The sequence below is a fragment of the Bacteroides sp. Ga6A2 genome (assembly GCF_000702225.1).
Classification (GTDB): Bacteria; Bacteroidota; Bacteroidia; order Bacteroidales; family Bacteroidaceae; genus Ga6A1.
Genome location: NZ_KL370876.1, coordinates 878 through 20,896, shown reverse-complemented (window position 1 = coordinate 20,896; position 20,019 = coordinate 878). Strand labels below are relative to the sequence as shown.

The window sequence follows — 20,019 nt, the reverse complement described above, 5'->3', positions numbered from 1 at the left end:
TGCAAAAGTTACACGCCGAGTTCTTCTTTCAGAAATTTAGACGTATGTCCGATGCCTTTCTCGACCATCTCCTCGGGAGTGCCGGTAAACAGAAGCTGTCCGCCGCCCTTTCCGCCTTCGGGACCCATCTCCACGATGTAGTCAGCCATCTTTATCACGTCGAGGTTGTGCTCGATGATAATTACCGTGTTGCCGCGGTCTACAAGTTTGTTCAGAACATCCATCAGCACTCTGATATCTTCGAAATGAAGTCCCGTCGTTGGCTCGTCGAGTATGTAGAGCGTCTTTCCGGTGTCGCGCTTGGCAAGTTCGGTTGCCAGTTTAACGCGCTGACTCTCGCCACCCGAGAGGGTTGTTGACGACTGTCCGAGTTTGATGTATCCCAATCCTACTTCCTGCAAAGTCTTGATTTTGTTTAGGATATTCGGTACATTCTCGAAGAATTCGCACGCCTGATTTATCGTCATGTCGAGCACATCGGCAATGCTCTTGCCCTTGAAGCGGACTTCGAGCGTCTCGCGGTTGTATCGCTTTCCGTGACAAGTCTCGCACGGAATAAGCACATCGGGCAGGAAGTTCATCTCGATGGTTTTGTAACCGTTGCCGCGGCAGGTCTCGCATCTTCCACCCGACACGTTGAACGAGAATCTGCCCGGCTTATAGCCGCGAATCTTTGCTTCTGGCAAATTTACAAATAATTCTCGAATATCGCTAAATAAATTCGTATATGTTGCAGGATTTGAACGCGGAGTGCGTCCAATCGGACTCTGGTCAACGTTCACAACCTTGTCAATGTTCTCTATTCCTTCGAATTTTTCGTACGCAAGCGGATCGGTCAGAGAACGGTAGAAATGCTGCGACAGAATTGGCTGCAACGTGTCGTTTATCAAGGTCGATTTTCCGCTTCCCGAAACGCCTGTGACGCATATAAGAGTGTTCAGCGGGAACTCAACAGTAACGTTCTTCAGGTTGTTGCCCTTCGCTCCTATCAATTTGATTGACAAGCCGTTGCCTTTCCTTCGTTCATCTGGCACTTTAATTTCTTTTGTGCGATTAAGATAGCCGCTCGTGAGCGTATTTTTCTTCAGCATCTGTGCCGGAGTGCCTTGGAAAACCACCTCGCCGCCAAGCCGTCCAGCCTTCGGTCCCATATCAACGATATAGTCGGCATTGAGCATCATGTCCTTATCATGCTCAACAACGATGACGGTATTGCCCAAGTCGCGCAACTCCTTGAGCGAGTTGATAAGGCGTATGTTGTCGCGCTGATGCAGACCGATGCTCGGCTCGTCGAGAATGTAGAGCACATTCACAAGTTGCGAGCCAATCTGCGTTGCGAGTCTTATTCGCTGGCTCTCGCCGCCCGAAAGCGACATTGACTGGCGGTTCAAAGACAGATAGTCGAGTCCGACATCGAGAAGAAACTTCAGTCGGCTTCGGATTTCCTTCAGAATCTCCGAAGCGATTTTCTTCTGTTTATCAGACAGTTGCTCTTCTATCGTATTTGTCCATTCGTACAAATCGGCAACGTCCATCTCCGAGAGTTCGAAGATGTTCTTTCCACCAATTTTGAAGTGCAGAGCCTCCTTGTTCAGCCTCTGTCCATGACATTCGGGACATACATCGACCTTGGCAAACTGGTCAGCCCATTTCTGGGCGTTTGCCGAGTCATCGTTCTCCTTAATCATGTTGATGTACTTTACAATGCCTTCATACTCAACAAAATAGTCGGACGAAGCATGGCTTTTTTCCATCTTTATCTTAACCCTTTCCTGCGAGCCGTTCAGAATCTCGTCGAGAACCGAATCGGGAATCTCGCTAATAGGCTGTTTTATAGAGAGTTCGTTCATCTCCAGCAGCGATTCTATCTGCCAGAAAATCATCTGATTCTTGTATTTTCCGAGTGGAAGGATTCCACCGGCATGAATTGAGACTGAGCGATCGGGAATCACCTTGTCGAGGTCGATGACATTGACAACTCCCAGTCCCTTGCATCGCGGACACGCGCCGTTTGGCGAGTTGAACGAGAAGTTGTGAGGTGCAGGGTCGCTGTAACTCATACCCGACGTTGGACACATAAGTTGTTTGCTGAAGTGCTTAACCGTTGCATTGTCGGCATCGAAGACCATAAGCAGTCCGTCGCCCATGTGGAGGGCTGTGGCAATGCTCTGTTTCAGACGCTTACTGTCATCGTTGTCCGTTACCTTCAGTTTGTCAATAACTACCTCGATATCATGATTCTTGTATCGGTCGAGTTTCATTCCGTGAACAATCTCCTTAATCTCGCCATCAACCCTTACGGTCAGATAGCCTTTGCGGCGCACGGTATCGAAAAGTTCGCGGTAATGCCCCTTTCGGCTACGCACGAGCGGCGCAAGAATATAGATTCTCGAATTGTTATATTCAGAGTGAATGAGGTCGTAAATCTGGTCTTCGGTATATTTTACCATCTTCTCGCCGCTGATGTACGAGTAAGCCTCGCCGGCACGGGCAAAAAGAAGTCTGAGATAATCGTAAATCTCGGTTGTTGTGCCAACCGTTGAGCGGGGATTCTTGTTGGTCGTCTTCTGCTCGATAGAAATAACAGGACTGAGTCCGGAAATCAAATCAACGTCCGGACGCTCCATATTTCCGAGGAAATTGCGTGCGTATGCCGAGAAAGTATCTATATAACGCCTCTGTCCCTCGGCATAGATTGTATCGAACGCCAAGGAACTCTTTCCGCTGCCACTTAGTCCGGTAAAGACCGTCAGACTGTTGCGCGGCAACTCCACATCAACATTTTTCAGATTATGTACCCTTGCCCCTAAAACTGTTATCTTGTTATCGCTCATAATTTTTTGTTATCCTTACTGGTTTGATACCGCAGAAGTGCTTTCGTATCCTCTCAAAATATTTATATCGTGCCTGATATTGTATTTTATTCCGTCAGAACCTTTTGCCTTAACAACGATGAAGTAAACGCCGTCCTTAACGGGCTTTCCGTGCGATGTTCCGTCCCATCCGCCGTCGTTCATCTGGTCTATGCCCCACTCGTACAACTGCTGTCCCCATCGGTTAAAGATGTAGGCATGAAACTCTACGATGCTCTTTGCCTTGACCTTGAAAATATCGTTTATGCCGTCGCCGTTTGGCGAGAATGCGTTTGGAACGAAGAGAGACGATTCGGAAACGGTTGTGGTTATCGGTCTCTGCGTGTCGTCTACTATCGTGTCGTTTGTTGCGTTGTCGATGAATGTGGCGTAGAGGGTAACCTCGAATGTTCCGCTCTCAGTAAAGGTGAAATCAACATCTTCATCGTATCTTACAACCGATGGCGTTGAGCTGTCCTTCTTCACGATTCGCCACTCGTAGAGCGATGTTCTGCCTTCGTTTCCCGACGGATTGGCAACAAACTTGGCAACCACCGGAGCAGAGCCTACAAATGCGCTGTCAGCGGTAAGTATTCTGTCAACAGCCTCGCCGTTTGCTTCTATAATCCGAATGTGCGGTTCAATCTGCTGGGCGCTGAGCCTTAGGCACATAAAACAACACATCAAGCATAGAAAACCGAATTTACTCATCATTAAATCATGTTAATTTGTTGCAAATGTAATAAATAAGAATTGAAATATGTATACAGAACGAGTTATTTTTATTATTTTTGCTCCGGTTTTTTCGAATACAAATATGTTACAGCCAAAATCACTGGCTCTGTTTCTCGGCTTGATGATGGCTTCTGCCACATGCCTTGCACAGGGCACCAATATCAGAACCACCCACGTTGTACAGCAGGGTGAGACATTATATCATATCGCCAAGACTTACAATGTATCGGTTGACGATATCCTAAGCGTAAATCCAACTCTATCGCCCGACAAGTACTTTGTCGGCATGTACATCAACATTCCTAACTCACCTGCCCTTCAAGCAATACAGAACGACATAAACGGAGTTGAGGAGCACACTACCGCCGTGCCCAACAGGGTTCAGGCTGCCGTAATCCTTCCGTTCATGTCGGAGACAATAAACGCGGCAGAACGCAGCAAGATGGTTGAGTATTACCGAGGCTTTCTGATGAGCGTCGACAGCCTGAAGCATCAAGGCGTGTCGATTGACATCTACACATACGACTCGGGCGACAAGTCGAACGCAAGTATCGACAACATTCTTAAAGACCCGATGCTGGCATCCATGAACCTCATTGTGGGCCCGATGTACAGTTCGCAGATTGCGCCACTTGCCAAGTATGCCGAGGAGCACAAGATTAGGCTCATTGTGCCGTTTACAAGCAAGTGCATGGAGGTATACAACAATCCGTATGTATTTATGGTCAATCCGCCGCAGCTGTATCTCAACAATGTAATATACGAGCATTTTGTTGAGAATTTCGGCGACAGCCAGATTGTTTTCTACGAAACAAACGAGCAGTCTAAAAAAGAAGTCGAATTTGTTGCCGGTTTGAAGAATTATCTCGACCAAAAACACATCAAGTACTTCAACATCAACAAGAATTCGGACAATTCGGCTATCGTGAGCCAGACGAACATCTGCAAGAAGAATGTGATAATCCCGAACTCTTCGTCGATAAACGCGCTCAATCTCCTTACAGCCAAACTGAAGGACTTCTGTCAAGAAAATCCGTCGTACAAGATTACGCTGTTCGGCTATCCAGAGTGGCAGACGTACCACGGCACTCACCTCGACAATCTGTATAACTTCGACACATTCATCTGGAGCAAGTTCTACAACAACGTGTTCGAGACTCGCACAAAGGACTTCATGCACAACTATTACCATTGGTTTAACAGCGAGCTTATTCCAAGTTATCCAAAATTCGGAATGTTGGGCTTCGACACGGGATATTACTTCCTTACCAACCTCAGCAAGTATGGCAACGAGTTCGAGCAGAACTGCAACACGCTCGAGTTCAACCCTTACCAAAGCGGATTCAAGTACATACGCATGAACAGCCACGGCGGATACATAAACACCGGAGTGTGGTTTGTACACTACTCTAAGGACGAGCGCCGACCAATAAAAATTGAATATTAAACCGAATTATGAGAATAAAGAGAGCATTGCCTGCCTTGCTGTTCGCAATGGTTGTGATGAGTGCCAAGGCACAAGTTGGCGAATACCGTAACAAATGGAACGTGGGCTTTAACGGCGGAGTGAACCTTAACAAGGTGGGATTCAACCCTCGCGTAAAGCAGACGTACCAGATTGGTCCGGGATTTGGAGCGATGATAAGATACACCAGCGAGAAATACTTCAAAGCCGTGTGCTCGCTACAACTCGAGGTAAACTACAACTCGCTTGGCTACAAGGAGCAGAACGACGAGCAGACATACTCGTTCAGCCGAAAGATGAACTACATACAAGTTCCGCTGCTGGCGCACATGGCTTGGGGAAAGGAAGAGAAAGGCGCGCAGTTCTTCTTCAACGCCGGTCCGTATGCCAACTTTCTGGTTAGCAAGAAGAAGACAGCCGACGGCGACGAGTCTCTGCTTACCAACTATCACCACATAAACGATACCGATAACGATTTCGACTTCGGTATAATTGCCGGCATTGGCACGGAGATAAACACCACCGTAGGACGTTTCGACCTCGAAGTAAGATACGACTACGGATTGGGCAACATCTACGACAACTCAAAGAAAGGCTATTACAGCATATCAAACAACGCCACGATAAATGCCCGAATAGCCTACTTCATCCCGATAAAGAAATAGAAAAACTTGTTGGCAGAATAAAGTTTTAACAGAATTTTATTCTGCCAGCCTTGTCTTCTGAATTCTGATTTTCAAATACGAATTAACGCATTTAACTTGATTTTATCTTAAATCATTTGCCTAATTAACTAATTAAAGACTATGTGGAAAGAAACTAAAGTTGTAAAAGACGTAAGGCATTTTTATAGTTTTGATGCCAGATACGGAGCGTATGCCACTACCGATAAGGATGATAATTCTATGCTCTATATCAATGGCAAGGAAATTCCTATAGGGGAAGTTGGCTATGTAAGAAGTTATGACGACAAGGTAGTTGTACAAACAGATTCAGAAGATGGTAGTGGCTTTTATGACATCATGCTGTTTAACAGAGACGGCGAACTTCTTAATGTGGTGAACAATACATATTGTTTACACGACAAGGGATGTTATCGTTATCAAAATGTATTTGTCTTTTCTGATGAAAATAATGTGTGGTTTGGCAATCTTGTTGATATTGAAACAGGCAATAAAATTTTCGAGAAGGAGTATTGCGACACTCGCGAAGTTTTCAACAATATGGTATTTTGGAGTCGAGGAAATGCTATTATTCGTTACGATTGGGACGGTAATATAATGTGGCAGCGTGACTACCAATCTGATTTTAATGTAAAAATTGAGTTAGGTGACATTGAAGGTGTCTGTGGTGGCAAACTTTGGGTGAAATCGAAGCATGACTGGCATGAGATTCTCCTTGCCATAGATGTAAATACGGGCGAGATGATAAAGGCTTTTTCTGATTCCGAAGAAGATACAAATTTGCCACATTGCGATATAGGTGATATTGGCGATGCGTACTTAAATCTTGAAAGCAATCACATTCTGGTTGTGACGAGCGATAAAGAAGGCAACGCTTTTTTGAATTTCATAGATGCGGAAACTCTCGAAGTCTTTGAAAAAACACTCTATGCAGTAGATTCCGATAATTCAGAAAATGTATATATTATTGAAGGAATATCTGAATTTAAAGAAGATTACATTACTTTTAAACTTTATAATTCTGATAGGGATTACAATGCTTCTGGTTTCTTAATCTATAATTATAAAACAAAAAAAGTCGTTTTTGCCCACCACATTTTTACCTCAAAGCAAACAAATGATGGTTGGATGGTATTTGATGTCCAATATCAAAATAATAGCCGCATTTTTGCTTACGATTTTGCAAAAAGATTGCACATCTTCGAAGATGTAAAAGAGTAGCAACAAGCACCCTTGTTCTGCCGAATTTCCGCGCTCGACCTATGGTCGCCTGCTACCGAAGGGATGCAAGAATTAGGCAACATCAAAAAAAGCGAGTTTGCAACTCGCATTATCATCCAGCAACAAAATCTTGCACAAAAATAATAGGTTATAGAAGAAAGAATCGTCTATAACCTATTTTATTTTTTATCTTATTCTGTCGACAGCCCTAACCAGCATCTCATCTGCGCCGATTGAACGGATTGCCAACCAATTAAGTATAATGCTCACTACCGGAAATGCAACGTACAATGTTGGAGTAAACGATGCACCCTCGCTCTGCCCCTTGAATACGAAAACAAAGGCAATGTAAGCTATGCAGTATCCGGCAAGAAGAATTGTATTGAACACCAAGAATCTAATCTGGCGCATTCTTTTGCGGTATAGGAGAATCGCCATAGCCGTGGTAACAAGCACTATCGAAATGATAGTACAAAGTGCCCACAGAGAATATGACAAGACCTCGTCGTTGCCGTTGCGGAACGTAAGGTTGTTCATTACGCCAACAGTCTCGCCGTTGGCAGAGACGAACCGTCCTATAGGGCTGCATAGACATACAATCAGCAGAATCTCAACAGCAAGCATGTAGAGCGTTTGTATTCGCTGAATCATATATCTGCGTTTTGTGGTTCTTAATCAAGGTTCTCCTTCTCCTTTGCAGGGTTGCGGAAGTAGATTTTGCCTTCCTCGAACTCCTGAATAGCGATGAGGGTTGGCTTTGGAAGTTTCTCGTAGAAACGGGAAATCTCAATCTGCTCACGGTTCTCGAACACCTCGTCAAGGCTGTCGTTGTAAGATGCAAACTCCTGAAGTTTCTTTGACAACTCGTTCTTGATGTCTACCGAAATCTGGTTTGCTCTCTTGCCCATGATTGAGATACTCTCGTAGATGTTGTCTGTACCTTTACAGAAATCCATAAGATTGCGCGTAGTGGTATTGGTAGGCGCATTGGTCTTCTTGTAATCCATAATCCTGTATAATGTTTTTAATTTTTAACTCGTTTGCTACTCTCCTTGAAGATTTTGTCTACTTCCTTTGTGTACTTGCTCTCAGGAAACTCATTCTTGAAGCCGTAATACTCGTCAATGGCATCGCGGTAACGCTCGTCCTGCTTAGACTCAACACTCTGTGCGGCGAGGTTGTACTTGCTCTTCAGAATAAGATAGTACAAATCTTCTCTGTACTCTGAGTAAGGATAATCCTTCAGGGCGTTCTGTGCCGTGATGATGCACGCCTGATAGTTGTTTCCGCCGCTTGTGCAGTTGCCGAAGTATCCGCCAAGGTCGAAGTACAACTTCGCAGCAAGGAAATCCTTCTCAACAAGCTTATCCTGAAGTTCGAACTGCATCTTCTCGGCTCTGTCCTTCAGATGTGACTCTGGGAAATAGTCTATGAAGTTCTGCAACTCGCTGATAGCCTTAATCGTAGATGTCTGGTCGAGACGTGGGTTCGGCGTATCGCTATATAGAGCCTTTCCGCAGTTGAATCTTGCCAAGGCTGTATATTTGCCTTTAGGGTAAGAGTTGTAATAAGTAGTAAAGAACTTGGCAGCCGAATCGTAGTCGCCCATCTTCATATTGCACATTGCAAGCAGATAGAGCGATTCTTCCGCCTTGTCTGTACCCTTCATGATGGCTATAGATTCTTCCAGTAAGGTTGCGGCGCTGCCATACATTCCGTCGGCATAGTATGCCTTGGCAGCTTCGTACTTGTAATCGTAATCCGAGCATTTTGCAAGCTTTGTCATGCCACCACAACTGGTGAACAAGAGTGCAACTGCGCAGATATTCAAAAAAACTTTTCTCATTATTCAGTTAAGGAACGGTTGTCCACTCCGAAAGTTTATAATAATTATATACGTTTCAGCGGGCAAAATTAATAAAAAACATTGAATTAACCAATATATAACTTTCAAAATAAGTATTTATTGCATCATTTTAAACAAAATTTACGGCTTCAACAGAAGATTCTTTGTATATTCGCACCCCATATATTACAAAATAGTACAGCATGGATTTTGAAATCGTTTCAAACTATCAGCCCACAGGCGACCAGCCCGAAGCCATAAGGCAGCTGACAGAGGGCGTTCTGAGCGGAATGCCGGCGCAGACTCTGCTGGGCGTTACAGGTTCGGGAAAGACGTTTACTATTGCAAACGTAATAAAGAACATCAACAAGCCCACGCTCATCCTGAGCCACAACAAGACGCTTGCCGCCCAACTTTATGGCGAGATGAAGAGTTTCTTCCCGAACAACGCCGTGGAGTACTATGTATCGTACTACGACTATTATCAGCCGGAGGCTTATCTGCCTGCCACCGACCTTTACATAGAGAAAGACCTTGCCATAAACGATGAAATCGACCGTTTGAGGCTTGCCGCCACATCGTCGCTGCTCTCGGGCCGAAACGACGTGATAGTGGTCAGCTCGGTTTCGTGCATCTACGGCATGGGAAATCCTAACGACTTCTACAACAACGTAATAGAGGTTCACAAGGGCAAGATTATAGACCGCAACGTGTTTCTACGCCGACTGGTAGACAGTCTTTATGTGAGAAACGACATCGAGTTGAAACGCGGATGTTTCAGGGTAAAGGGCGACACGGTAGATATCTATCTGGCATACGCCGACAACATTCTGCGCATCATCTTCTGGGACGATGAAATCGACTCAATCGATGAAATCGACCCGATTACAGGGCACAAGCAGATGTCTTACGACGCATACAAAATCTACCCAGCCAACCTCTTCATGACATCGCAGGACAGCACGCAGGCTGCCATCCGCATGATTGAGGACGACATGACTCTGCGCGTTCAGGAACTCGAAGGCATGGGCAAGATGCTTGAGGCAAAGCGTCTGCACGAGCGCGTAACGTACGATATCGAGATGATTCGCGAACTTGGGCATTGCAGCGGAATAGAGAACTATTCGAGATACTTCGACGGAAGAAAAGCCGGCGAACGACCATACTGTCTGCTCGACTTCTTCCCGAAGGATTTTCTGATGGTGATTGACGAGAGCCATGTAAGCGTTCCACAAATATCGGCGATGTACGGCGGCGACCGCGCCCGAAAGACTAATCTGGTTGAATACGGATTCAGACTGCCGGCGGCACTCGACAACCGTCCGCTGAAGTTCGAGGAGTTCGAGGCGATAACAAACCAAGTGATATACGTCAGCGCAACGCCGGCGGATTACGAGTTGCAGAAGAGCGAAGGCGTTGTGGTTGAGCAGCTTATCCGCCCTACCGGACTCCTTGACCCTATTATCGAAGTCCGCCCGAGCATGAACCAGATTGACGATCTTCTGGAAGAAATCGAACTCCGAAAGGAGAAAGACGAGCGCGTTCTCGTAACCACCCTGACCAAGCGAATGGCTGAAGAGCTGACCGAATATCTGCTGAACCACGACATACGCACAAACTACATCCACAGCGATGTTGACACGCTCGACCGCGTGAAGATAATGGACGACCTGCGCGCCGGAGCATACGACGTTCTGGTGGGCGTAAACCTGCTGAGAGAAGGTCTCGACCTTCCCGAGGTATCGCTCGTGGCAATCCTCGACGCCGACAAGGAAGGATTCCTGCGCTCGCATCGTGCACTAACACAGACAGCCGGACGCGCCGCACGAAACGTAAACGGAATGGTGATAATGTATGCCGACAACATTACGGAAAGCATGCAGAAAACCATTGACGAGACTAACCGCCGTCGCGAGAAGCAACTTGCTTACAATCAAGAGCATGGCATCACGCCTAAGCAGATTACGAAAGAGCGAAAAATGGCCGATCTCATCGGAAGCGGCGAGAAGGTGGACGAGCAGCGCGCAGACATCAGAAAGAAGAAAGTCTACATTGAGGAGGAGCACACATACGCCGCCGACCCAATCGTGGGCTACATGTCTAAGCCACAACTCGAAAAGAGCATCGAGAACACTCGCAAGCTGATGAAGGAGGCTGCAAAGAAACTCGACTTCATGGTTGCCGCACAATACCGAGACGAACTGATACGGCTTGAAGACATGCTAAAGGACAAACAATAAGAAAATGAAAGAAGACGAATATAAGACCATCGAAGCCCCTACAGAGGCTATCTACACCGAGAAGAGAAGCAAGTTCCTCGCCTTTGCCATTCCCGTGCGCACAAAGGACGAGATAAAGGCTCACGTCGAGGCTTTCCAGAAGAAGTATTACGATGCGCGGCACGTCTGCTACTCGTACATGCTTGGGCCTGAATACAGCGATTTTAGGGCGAATGACAACGGAGAGCCTTCGGGCACGGCAGGAAAGCCGATTCTGGGACAGATTAACTCAAATGAACTGACCGACATCCTAATCGTCGTGGTTCGCTACTTCGGCGGAGTAAAACTCGGCACAAGCGGTCTGATTGTAGCCTACCGCACGGCTGCGGCTGCGGCCATAGAGAAAGCCAACATCATAGTCAAGACCGTAGACCTCGACATCGAATTTACGTTCGAATATCCTTTTATGAACGATGTGATGAAGGTGATAAAGGATTTGGAGCCCGAAATCATAAGCCAGCAGTTCGACATGGATTGCGTTATGACTCTGCGCATCCGCAAGGAGATAATGCCGCAACTACGCGCACGACTCGAAAAAGTCACTTCGCTGGTTATCAAGGAATAAAAAGAGGACTGCGATAATTCGCAGCCCTGGCATCTCCAAAGCAGATTTCTCCACCTATGAGATGTCGCAAAGATACAAAATTATCTCATTCGCAAGAAATAAGCAGAAGAAAATCTGATTATTATGCCGATTTTTAGAATCGGAAGTATTTACAAACTCGCGTTTGTTGATGCTGCAAAATTCGGAAATTCGGCAGAACCTAAGACTAAATCGGCAGTATCATCAAACCAAGTCAAAACCCGAAGGCATCCCGAACGAAACCCGAACAAATTCCATATTCAACAGAACACAAAAAAGGGGAGCGAACTCCCCTTCCGAGCCTTAGCTTTTATACCGTACTCCTCGCGGGAAACTTACCCGGATAGTCGTAAAGACATGGCAAATATAAGCAAAATTCAGATAAAAACGAAGAAACAAGCAGTAATAAAAGGGAAACCATTCAAATAAAGCAATATAATCCCAATCGAAAAACATTATATAAATAAGGTAAAATCCAAGAAAAAGCCAAAATTTTACATTTTTACGTTTTTTTACTCTGAAAAGTTTGCAGGTTTACAAAAAAGCAGTATCTTTGCATCGCAATTCAGCAAAACACTGGTTGCGACACTAAACAATGGTGCCTTGGATGAGTGGCTTAGTCTCTGGTCTGCAAAACCAGCCACGGCGGTTCGAATCCGCCAGGCACCTCGATGAAACCGACGATTTCTGATTGTCGGTTTCATTTTTTTATTATATCTCCCCTTTCACTTGCATATTTGAAAAACTTTGCGCAACTTTGCAAATCAACAAAACCGACACACAAATATGCAGCAACAAGAAAACATAGATTTTGAACACATCCTCGAAGAAGCCGGAATAAGAGTGACCGCCGTCCGCTTGCTCGTGCTGAAAGCCATCTACACGCAGATAAAAGGCGCATTCTCGCTTCACGACGTTGTAGACGTGCTTCACAACGCCGACAATTCGAGCGTTTTCAGGGCATTGACGCTGTTTGCCGAGAAGAACCTTCTGCACCCTATCGACGACGGCTCAGGAATGCAGAAATACTGTCTTTGCCGATGCGCCGACCATGAGCATTGTATCGGCCACGTTCACATAACGTGCGTAATGTGCCATCACACCATCTGCATGGAGGAAGTACCGATTCCATCGGTTCCAATACCCGAAGGATACGAGATTCACGAATCGGAGTACGTAATAAAGGGACTTTGTCCGAAATGCAGCAAGAAATACGGAAAATGAAAAAAGTTCACTTCAAAACAAGCAGTCACGCTTTTTTGAAGTGAACTTTTCAGTTTAAACCAACATAAAATCAGTTAAAGTAGATGTATAGGAACACCATGACCGCCGCCAGCACTACCCACGCGGTAATGGCAGAGAGCGACGTCTTTTCTTCTATAACGCGCATAGAATGGCGTTCTTCCTCGGTTTTGTCGAACAGACTGATGCACACCATGCCAAGGCACAGAGCCGCGAAGATATAGAACGACAGAAGCATGAAATGAGGCCATTCGATGCCAAGATTAGTCCACAGATAAAGAATACCGATGCCAATACTGAAGAACGTTCCGAACGTGAGCGTGAGATTGGCAGCGAGTGTTGTGCATCGCTTCCAGAACACGCCAAGAAGGAATACAGCCGCCATTGGAGGCGCAATAAAGCCAAGAACGCTCTGGAACACGTTGAACAAATCCAAGCCCTTTATATTGTCTATGGCAACGGTCAGAACGATTGAGACAAGCGCGCCGAAGACCGTGACGATGTGTCCCGTGCGAGTGATTTCGGCATCGCTCGCATCTGGATTAACGCTCTTGACGTAAATATCCATCGTGAACACCGTGCTGAGGGCATTCAACGCCGAGCCGATGGTGCTCACCAGCGATGCCGTGAGGACAGCCATCACAAGTCCCACCATTCCGACGGGGAAAAGGCTGTCTACAAGCGTCATGTAGGCGTTGTCGGGTTCAACCTGCATCGTTCCGAAGAAACCAGTCTTGACAAGGGCAAAACAAATCACGCCAGGCAGAATGTAAAGCACCACGTCGAGAATCTTGAGCCAGCCTGTAAAATTCGCACCCTTCTGCCCCTCCTTCAGATTCTTTGCCGCCAAAACGGGCTGAACCATGCTCTGGTCGGTACACCAGAACCACACGCCCATCACCGGATAGCCAAGCAGAATAGGCAGCCACGGATACGAAGGGTCGTCGATAGGCTGAAAGAGTTTCCAGTAGCTCGACGGAACGACATCAGGATTGGCAAGCGTGCTGATGCCTCCGAAGAACGAGTCTCCGCCAAGGCGATAGATGCCCATGACCGTAAGCGTCGCACTCACAAGAATGAGCAGAACCATCTGATAGACATTAGTATAAGCCACCGCCTTCAGTCCGCCCATGACGGTAAAGAATGCCGACACAAGCAGCAAAATCAAGGCTGAAACCCACATCGGAATGCCAAACACCTGACGGACAAGCGTTCCGCCGGCAAACAACGTGAGGGCGAGCCACGAAATAAGAATCGTTACTATGGTGTACCACGCCAGCATATTACGCGTGCTCTGCCCGAATCGCTTGCCCATAAACTCGGGCAGCGTGGTGATGTGCTCGCCCAAATATCGCGGAGCAAAGACAAAGGCAAGCAGCGCGATGAAGACGAAGGCGTACCAAGCGTAATTGCCCGATACTATTCCGGTGGTGAAGCCGGCACTTGCCGACGCAATAAGCATAGACGGACCGACATTCGTTCCCCACATCGAAAAGCCAATGTGATACCAGTCGAGCGAGCGGTCGGCAAGGAAGGCCTTTCCGCCCTCCTTGCGTCTTGCACTCGCCCAAATTCCAATGCCAACAAGCACCACAAAATATGTCAAAAGAATAAACCAGTCGAGAGTTCCAAAAGATAAATTACCCATAACAGAATCAGCATTTTAAGATGGTTGCATAAGTCTCTTGGCAAGCGCAACAGCCGAATTTGCATTATCGCTGTAGCCATCTGCCCCGATTTCATCGGCGAAATTCTGGCTCACAGGCGCGCCACCAACCATAATCTTAACCTTGTCGCGCAGTCCGGCAGCCTTTATAGCCTCGATAACGTCCTTCATGTACGTCATCGTGGTCGTAAGAAGCGCACTCATGCACAAGATATCGGCATTCGTCTCCTTCAGAGCCTCGACGAATTTCTCGCTCGGCACGTCAATTCCCACGTTTATAACCTCAAAGCCGCAGCCTTCGAGCATACTCGCCACAAGATTCTTGCCGATGTCGTGCAAATCGCCCTTGACCGTTCCTATCACGACCTTTCCGGCTGAGATTGAGGCACTTCCCGCCATGAGAGGCTTTAACAGTTCAAGTCCCGATTTCATCGCTCTTCCTGCCATCAGAAGCTGCGGCACGAAAGCCTTTCCGTTCTGGAATCGCTGACCAATCTCGCTCATCGCCACAATCATCTGCTCGTTTATTATCTCCTGAGGCTTCTTGCCCTCGTCAATAAGCTGCTGAGTGGCTTTCTTTGCATCTTCGGTCTTGCCGGCGATGATGGCGTTGAAAAGCGCGCCTTTCTCGGCTGTATTCTCTTGAGAAACAGTCTTTTCTGCCGATTTCAACGGCTTCTTCTCTGTCTTTGCCGCAACGGTTTTCTGTCCCGGCTGATGGGGCGTTACAAAGCATCCCGGAGCAGGCTCGACAAGCGGCGCATATTTGCCTATGTGCTCGTTGTTCGTTCCGCAACAGCCACCGATTACGTTTACAAGATGACCGTCGATATATGGCCATATTTGCTTCTGCATTATCTCGGGCGACTGCAAATATTGTCCGTTTTCATCGGGCAGTCCGGCATTAGGGTGAGCCGTGATGTAGTAATCAACCCTTTCTGACAACTCGCGGATAAGCGGATACATCTGGTCTGCACCCGTTGAGCAGTTCATTCCAACGGAGAAGATAGGATAATCCTTCACCTCGTCGAGGAACGAATAGATATTCTGTCCCAAAAGGTTGTTTCCATCGGCATTTACTTGCGTGAAACTGAGCATGATAGGCACGTCCACCCCCTTCTCCTTCATCGATGAAACCGCGGCATCCATCGCCGCCTTCGAGTTCTGAAGGTCGAAGATTGTCTCGAAGAGAAGAGCATCAACTCCGCCGTCGATAAGAGCATCTATTTGCTCGCGATAAGCCGCCACAAGGGCATAGTACTTGATGTCGCCATCTATTGAGCATGTCTTGGTTGTCGGACCGACAGAACCTGCCACGAACCTCGGCTTCTGCGGATTTGCAAGCGTGAAGGCATCTGCCAATTGACGGGCAATCCTACATGCTGCAAGGTTGATGTCGCGCACATAGTCGGCAAGCCCCCAGTCGCCCATCGAAACGGCTTGCGCGCTAAACGTATTCGTCTCGATGATGTCAGCCCCGGCAAGCAGATATTTTCGGTGAATATCGGCGATTACATCGGGTTTTGTAATGCAGAGAAGGTCGTTGCAGCCCTTCAGACTGCCGCTGTTGTCGGCAAAGAGTTTGCCTCTGAAATCCTCTTCCGAAAGACCGTAAGGCTGAATCATCGTGCCCATTCCGCCGTCGAGAATCAGAATACGCTCCTTGAAAAGGTCTCTGAAGCCCTTCGTCGCTGGCGCAGGAAGTACGGCTTCAGACGCGATGTTTCCGGCTTTCTTTATCTTGAAATTGTCACCAATGTTTATACATCGTTTCAGACTTTCTTCTATGCTTAGGCTATCGTCCAATCCGGGAACGATGCTCTTGAATTGGGTTGCACAAACCTCACAAGTACAGCCTTTTACATGAATCGTGTCGCGCTTCCACTTGGCTGCGACAGGCTTTGCGCGATACTCCTCCACAATCTTCAGAGCCTGCTCAACCTCGTCTTCGTTGTGGAAATCCATCTCGATGTGAACGCCGTCTGTGCCCACGTTGTCGAGCAACGGCTTCAGTTCGTCAAGCGTAACCCAGCATGCCAAGATACTCTTTCCACCCTTCAGAATGGTGTTGTAAAGGTCGTACCACTTTGGCGAGCCACCCTGCGGTTCGCCCACGCCCGGAGTCCATTGGATGGCGTTCAGCTCCTCGATTTCGAGCAACGCCGGAACATGGCGCATCGCTCCCACTCCGTCGAGATGATAGAGCGTATAGTCTATTTTCTGACATTGTTCGCGGATGAAAGGCTGCACAAACTTGCGATAATCTTCCTCGCTGAGCATGGTTGAGATGTCGCTCTGAAGTTTGCTCATCTTGCCCGGAGCCCACGACGAGAAGTAGCAGAATGCCATTTCGTCGCCCTCGCGGATTATGTCGTAAAGTTCGTCGAAAACCTTGAAATAAGCGTCGTTTATGCGCTGAATCTGGTCAAGAAGGATGTCGGGCTGAGTAATTGTGTCGAGAAGTACGGAGTCCGTTCCCTTCATCGCCGCCAAGACGTCGAGTCCCTCCATCAAATCGGGCATTCCGACGTAATAGTTGCCTTTTGCCTTGGCCTTTACCTTCTTCAGCAACTCTTTGTGCAGCAAGAAATTAGGATGGTTAGGGTCAAACTGGAAATCATCGCGGAAATTTGGGTCGGGATGAATCCAGATTGTATCTTCGCCGCCCTCGAACACCGCGCCAAGGATTGCCGCCATAGAGCCCGGGCCGAGCTGAGTGTTTGCCACCGGCAGAATGTCGGCTTTCAGGCAGCTATGCGAGACGTACCAGTCGAGATAATCGGCACGCCAGTCGGCATCGAACCACTTCTGATTCAAGTCCTTAGGCTCGTGCGGCATCGGAATGTCGGCATGAGGCTTCACGCCCTGCTGAAAATGCTCCCACATGTTCAGCACGATGCCCTTGTGATTCCACCAGTCAATATAATGTTGCTTTGTTTCTTCTAAATTTTCCTTCCAAGTCGTCATAAGTTCGGATTTTTACGATGAAACCATCAGAATTGCTCTATTACCGCCTTGCTCAAGTCCATCTCGTCGGTACACTCAACATCGTCCATGTACATCGGAATCTGCGCGCCCTTACGCACGAAAACCGGCATTTCATCGAGCGGAACATCAACATTTTTCAACCATCGTCCACCGCTGACGGTCTCGCGACTGAAGAAATCAACCCATTCGCCCTCAGGCAGATAGATATCTCGACGGTTGTCGCTGTTCATCACCGGAGCAACAAGGAAGTCGTCGCCAAACATATATTCGTCGTCGATATGCCAGCAAATAAAATCGTCAGGGTTGCTGAAGATGAGCGCGCGAAGCATAGGATATCCCGTCTCGGTTGTCTTGCGAGCCTGCTCCACGATGTAAGGCATAAGCTGATAGCGCAACTTCCACCATTTCTTTACGATTGGCGCGATGTTAGGATACTCCCAAGGCTCACGCTTGCATGTGCCGTGATAGCGCATGTGCGATGAGAACACGCCGAACTGAGTCCAGCGAACGTAAATCTGCTCGTCGAGCGGCGAGTTCATGAAGTTTGGCAGACTGTGGAAGCCCGGCACATCGTGACTCCAGAAGGCAAATCCGCTGAGTCCAAAGTGCAGACCGCCCTTCAGCGAGCCTGCCATACCGTCCCACGAATGAGCCGAGTCGCCGCCCCAGTGCAGCGGATATCTCTGGCATCCAGCCCACGCACTACGCGCCCACACAATGCCGTCGCCCGTAACATCTTTCGTAATCTCGTAAGCCGCCTTGTGATAGAGCAGCGCGTAGATATTATTCAGCAATTCGGGCTTCATGCCATGATACTTGGCATCCATGTGTATGTTCTCGCCAAAATCGGTCTTTATGCACGCCGCTCCCATCTCCAGCAGGTTCTTCAGCAGACCTTTGTACCACTCAACAGCCTTTGGGTAAGTAAAGTCGATGGTTCCGGCATAGTCGAGCGCAGAGAAGTTACTGCCCTCGCTGTCCTGCTTCTTGGTGAGCGGACCGATATAGTTGTTCTCCCTCGCCTCGTCTATCTGCTCGGCATTCTCGGCAACGTACGGAAGCTGCCACAGCGATACGCGGAAGCCTTGCTTCTTCAAGTCGCCCATGAATTTCTTAGGGTCTGGGAATCGCTCGTCGTTGAACTTCCACTCGCAAAGCCAGTCGGTCTTGAACCAACCTGTATCGAGGTGGATTACGTCGCACGGATAATGCTCGGCGCGCAGACGATTGCAGATGCTGTTCACCTCGTCTGCGCTGAAATATGTCATTCGGCTCATCCAGATGCCGAAGCTCCACAGCGGAAGCATCGGCGGGAAGCCTGTTATGCATCGGTAATTGTACAAGATTCGTTCGGGATTGTCGCCGCCGATGATGAAGGCATCTATCTGCGGATATTCGTTAAGGAACTGGACCGAACGCGTTGAATGGTCGGCAAGCGACAACTTGCAATGGGCGCAAGTGTGATAGAAAACGCCGTACATTCGGCTGCTGATATAGAACGGAATATTCTTGTAGCAACGGCGGTTGTTCACGCCCTGTCCGTCCTGATTCTTCAGCTGGAAGGTGCGGCCGCTCAAATCCATCTTTGTGAATCGCTCGCCTGTTCCGCAGAAGCACTCGTCGGGCTGGCACTCGAACGAGAGCGTTACGGCATCGTTCTTGCCCTCGCGCTTTACCAACGCCAGCGGAAGGGCATCGTATCGCGGCGGAGAGAAATGGTCGTAGGCACTCAGTCTCACGCTCTTGCCCTGCGGAGTTCTGTCGCCCTCGGGATATATAGTGATGTCTACCGTGCTCTGCGGCTCTGGAAGCAAATCGCTCCAGTGTTCGAGCACGGGCTTGCGACAATCAATCTGTGCATACCGTCCGCCCTCGCCCACAATGCTGAACACATCGCCGTCTTTCTCTACGCGAAGCGGAATCTTCTTAACCGACGGATGCCAGCACAGCATATCGTCGTTGTCGCTGCACTCTTCGTCGTTGAACGATGAGAACAATCGCACAGAGCTGTTGCTGTACACTCTTATTTTCAGCACATAATTTTCCTGTGCTGCCGATTCGTCTGCCTGCATATCGTTTGCAAGCACCTGTTTCTGAAAAGGAATTGTTATCCAAACATCTCCGTTGTTTTCTTTTATATCCGAAGGCGCATAAGCCTTCCACAACGATTCGTCTTGCTTTAAATTTATGTCGAAGTCAAGAAAATCGAACAAATGATAGTTGGTTTGTTTCATTAAATGGTTATGATTATAGTTGAATGGCACAAATATAACTCAATAATTGTAATTGAAGAAATATTTCGCTTTAAAATCGAGTAGAAAGAACGGATATGTACAAAAACAAAAAAAGATTAAAACATGATGTTTTAACCTTCCTTTTGTGTCGGGGTACCAGGATTCGAACCTGGGACCCTCTGTTCCCAAAACAGATGCGCTAACCGGACTGCGCTACACCCCGAA

14 protein-coding genes and 2 tRNA genes are annotated in these 20,019 nt (G+C 47.7%); 7 read left to right on the top strand and 9 right to left on the bottom strand.

Annotated elements, in window-relative coordinates:
- Window positions 1-8 precede the first annotated feature (8 nt).
- Together uvrA and T538_RS0116635 are read right to left on the bottom strand one after the other, a co-directional pair.
- Window positions 9-2,834, bottom strand: a complete 2,826-nt coding sequence (gene uvrA / locus T538_RS0116640; RefSeq protein WP_031533129.1) for an excinuclease ABC subunit UvrA — start codon at window positions 2,832-2,834, stop codon at window positions 9-11.
- A 15-nt stretch (window positions 2,835-2,849) separates the two neighbouring features.
- The gene (locus tag T538_RS0116635; protein WP_031533127.1) at window positions 2,850-3,566 is read right to left on the bottom strand and encodes a gliding motility-associated C-terminal domain-containing protein; all 717 of its coding nucleotides are present in this window, start codon (window positions 3,564-3,566) and stop codon (window positions 2,850-2,852) included.
- A gap of 103 nt (window positions 3,567-3,669) precedes the next feature.
- On the opposite strand from T538_RS0116635, the gene T538_RS0116630 reads away from it, so the two are divergent.
- The 3 genes from T538_RS0116630 (at window position 3,670) to T538_RS0116620 (ending at window position 6,956) form a co-directional block, all read left to right on the top strand.
- Window positions 3,670-5,034 (top strand): amino acid ABC transporter substrate-binding protein, encoded by a 1,365-nt coding sequence (locus tag T538_RS0116630; protein WP_031541560.1) that lies wholly within the window; start codon window positions 3,670-3,672, stop codon window positions 5,032-5,034.
- Between the two features lie 8 nt (window positions 5,035-5,042).
- Entirely contained in the window at window positions 5,043-5,717 is a 675-nt protein-coding gene (locus tag T538_RS0116625) for a porin family protein (RefSeq protein ID WP_031533124.1), read from the top strand.
- Between the two features lie 141 nt (window positions 5,718-5,858).
- Complete coding sequence (locus tag T538_RS0116620; RefSeq protein WP_031533122.1) at window positions 5,859-6,956, top strand: hypothetical protein; 1,098 nt, start codon at window positions 5,859-5,861, stop codon at window positions 6,954-6,956.
- 186 nt (window positions 6,957-7,142) lie between these two features.
- Here the strand turns inward: T538_RS0116620 and T538_RS0116615 are convergent, their stop codons facing one another.
- The 3 genes from T538_RS0116615 to T538_RS0116605 are packed head-to-tail and all read right to left on the bottom strand — an operon-like array spanning window position 7,143 to window position 8,802.
- Complete coding sequence (locus T538_RS0116615; RefSeq protein WP_031533120.1) at window positions 7,143-7,607, bottom strand: DUF4293 domain-containing protein; 465 nt, start codon at window positions 7,605-7,607, stop codon at window positions 7,143-7,145.
- Window positions 7,608-7,627: 20 nt separating this feature from the next.
- A complete protein-coding gene (locus T538_RS0116610; protein ID WP_031533119.1) occupies window positions 7,628-7,963 on the bottom strand; it encodes a DNA-directed RNA polymerase subunit omega in 336 nt (111 codons plus the stop codon).
- Window positions 7,964-7,980: 17 nt separating this feature from the next.
- Window positions 7,981-8,802 (bottom strand): outer membrane protein assembly factor BamD, encoded by an 822-nt coding sequence (locus T538_RS0116605; protein ID WP_031533118.1) that lies wholly within the window; start codon window positions 8,800-8,802, stop codon window positions 7,981-7,983.
- 203 nt (window positions 8,803-9,005) lie between these two features.
- Here T538_RS0116605 and uvrB point away from each other — a divergent pair, with 203 nt between their 5' ends.
- The 4 genes from uvrB to T538_RS0116580 all read left to right on the top strand — a co-directional run bounded on the left by uvrB (window position 9,006) and on the right by T538_RS0116580 (window position 12,888).
- Window positions 9,006-11,042, top strand: a complete 2,037-nt coding sequence (gene uvrB, locus T538_RS0116600) for an excinuclease ABC subunit UvrB (RefSeq protein WP_031533116.1) — start codon at window positions 9,006-9,008, stop codon at window positions 11,040-11,042.
- 4 nt (window positions 11,043-11,046) lie between these two features.
- On the top strand, window positions 11,047-11,646 hold the full coding sequence (locus tag T538_RS0116595; protein ID WP_031533115.1) for an IMPACT family protein: 600 nt from the start codon (window positions 11,047-11,049) through the stop codon (window positions 11,644-11,646).
- Between the two features lie 615 nt (window positions 11,647-12,261).
- Window positions 12,262-12,333, top strand: a tRNA-Cys gene (locus T538_RS0116585).
- A 117-nt stretch (window positions 12,334-12,450) separates the two neighbouring features.
- Entirely contained in the window at window positions 12,451-12,888 is a 438-nt protein-coding gene (locus T538_RS0116580; RefSeq protein WP_031533112.1) for a Fur family transcriptional regulator, read from the top strand.
- Window positions 12,889-12,958: 70 nt separating this feature from the next.
- On the opposite strand, the gene T538_RS0116575 is transcribed toward T538_RS0116580, so the two are convergent.
- The 4 genes from T538_RS0116575 to T538_RS0116555 form a co-directional block, all read right to left on the bottom strand.
- Complete coding sequence (locus T538_RS0116575; protein WP_031533111.1) at window positions 12,959-14,554, bottom strand: sodium:solute symporter family transporter; 1,596 nt, start codon at window positions 14,552-14,554, stop codon at window positions 12,959-12,961.
- Between the two features lie 15 nt (window positions 14,555-14,569).
- Window positions 14,570-17,539 (bottom strand): homocysteine S-methyltransferase family protein, encoded by a 2,970-nt coding sequence (locus tag T538_RS18705; protein WP_081834903.1) that lies wholly within the window; start codon window positions 17,537-17,539, stop codon window positions 14,570-14,572.
- Window positions 17,540-17,565: 26 nt separating this feature from the next.
- A complete protein-coding gene (locus T538_RS0116560; RefSeq protein WP_031533110.1) occupies window positions 17,566-19,794 on the bottom strand; it encodes a glycoside hydrolase family 31 protein in 2,229 nt (742 codons plus the stop codon).
- Window positions 19,795-19,942: 148 nt separating this feature from the next.
- Window positions 19,943-20,017 (bottom strand) — tRNA-Pro (locus T538_RS0116555).
- Between the last annotated feature and the right edge of the window lie 2 nt (window positions 20,018-20,019).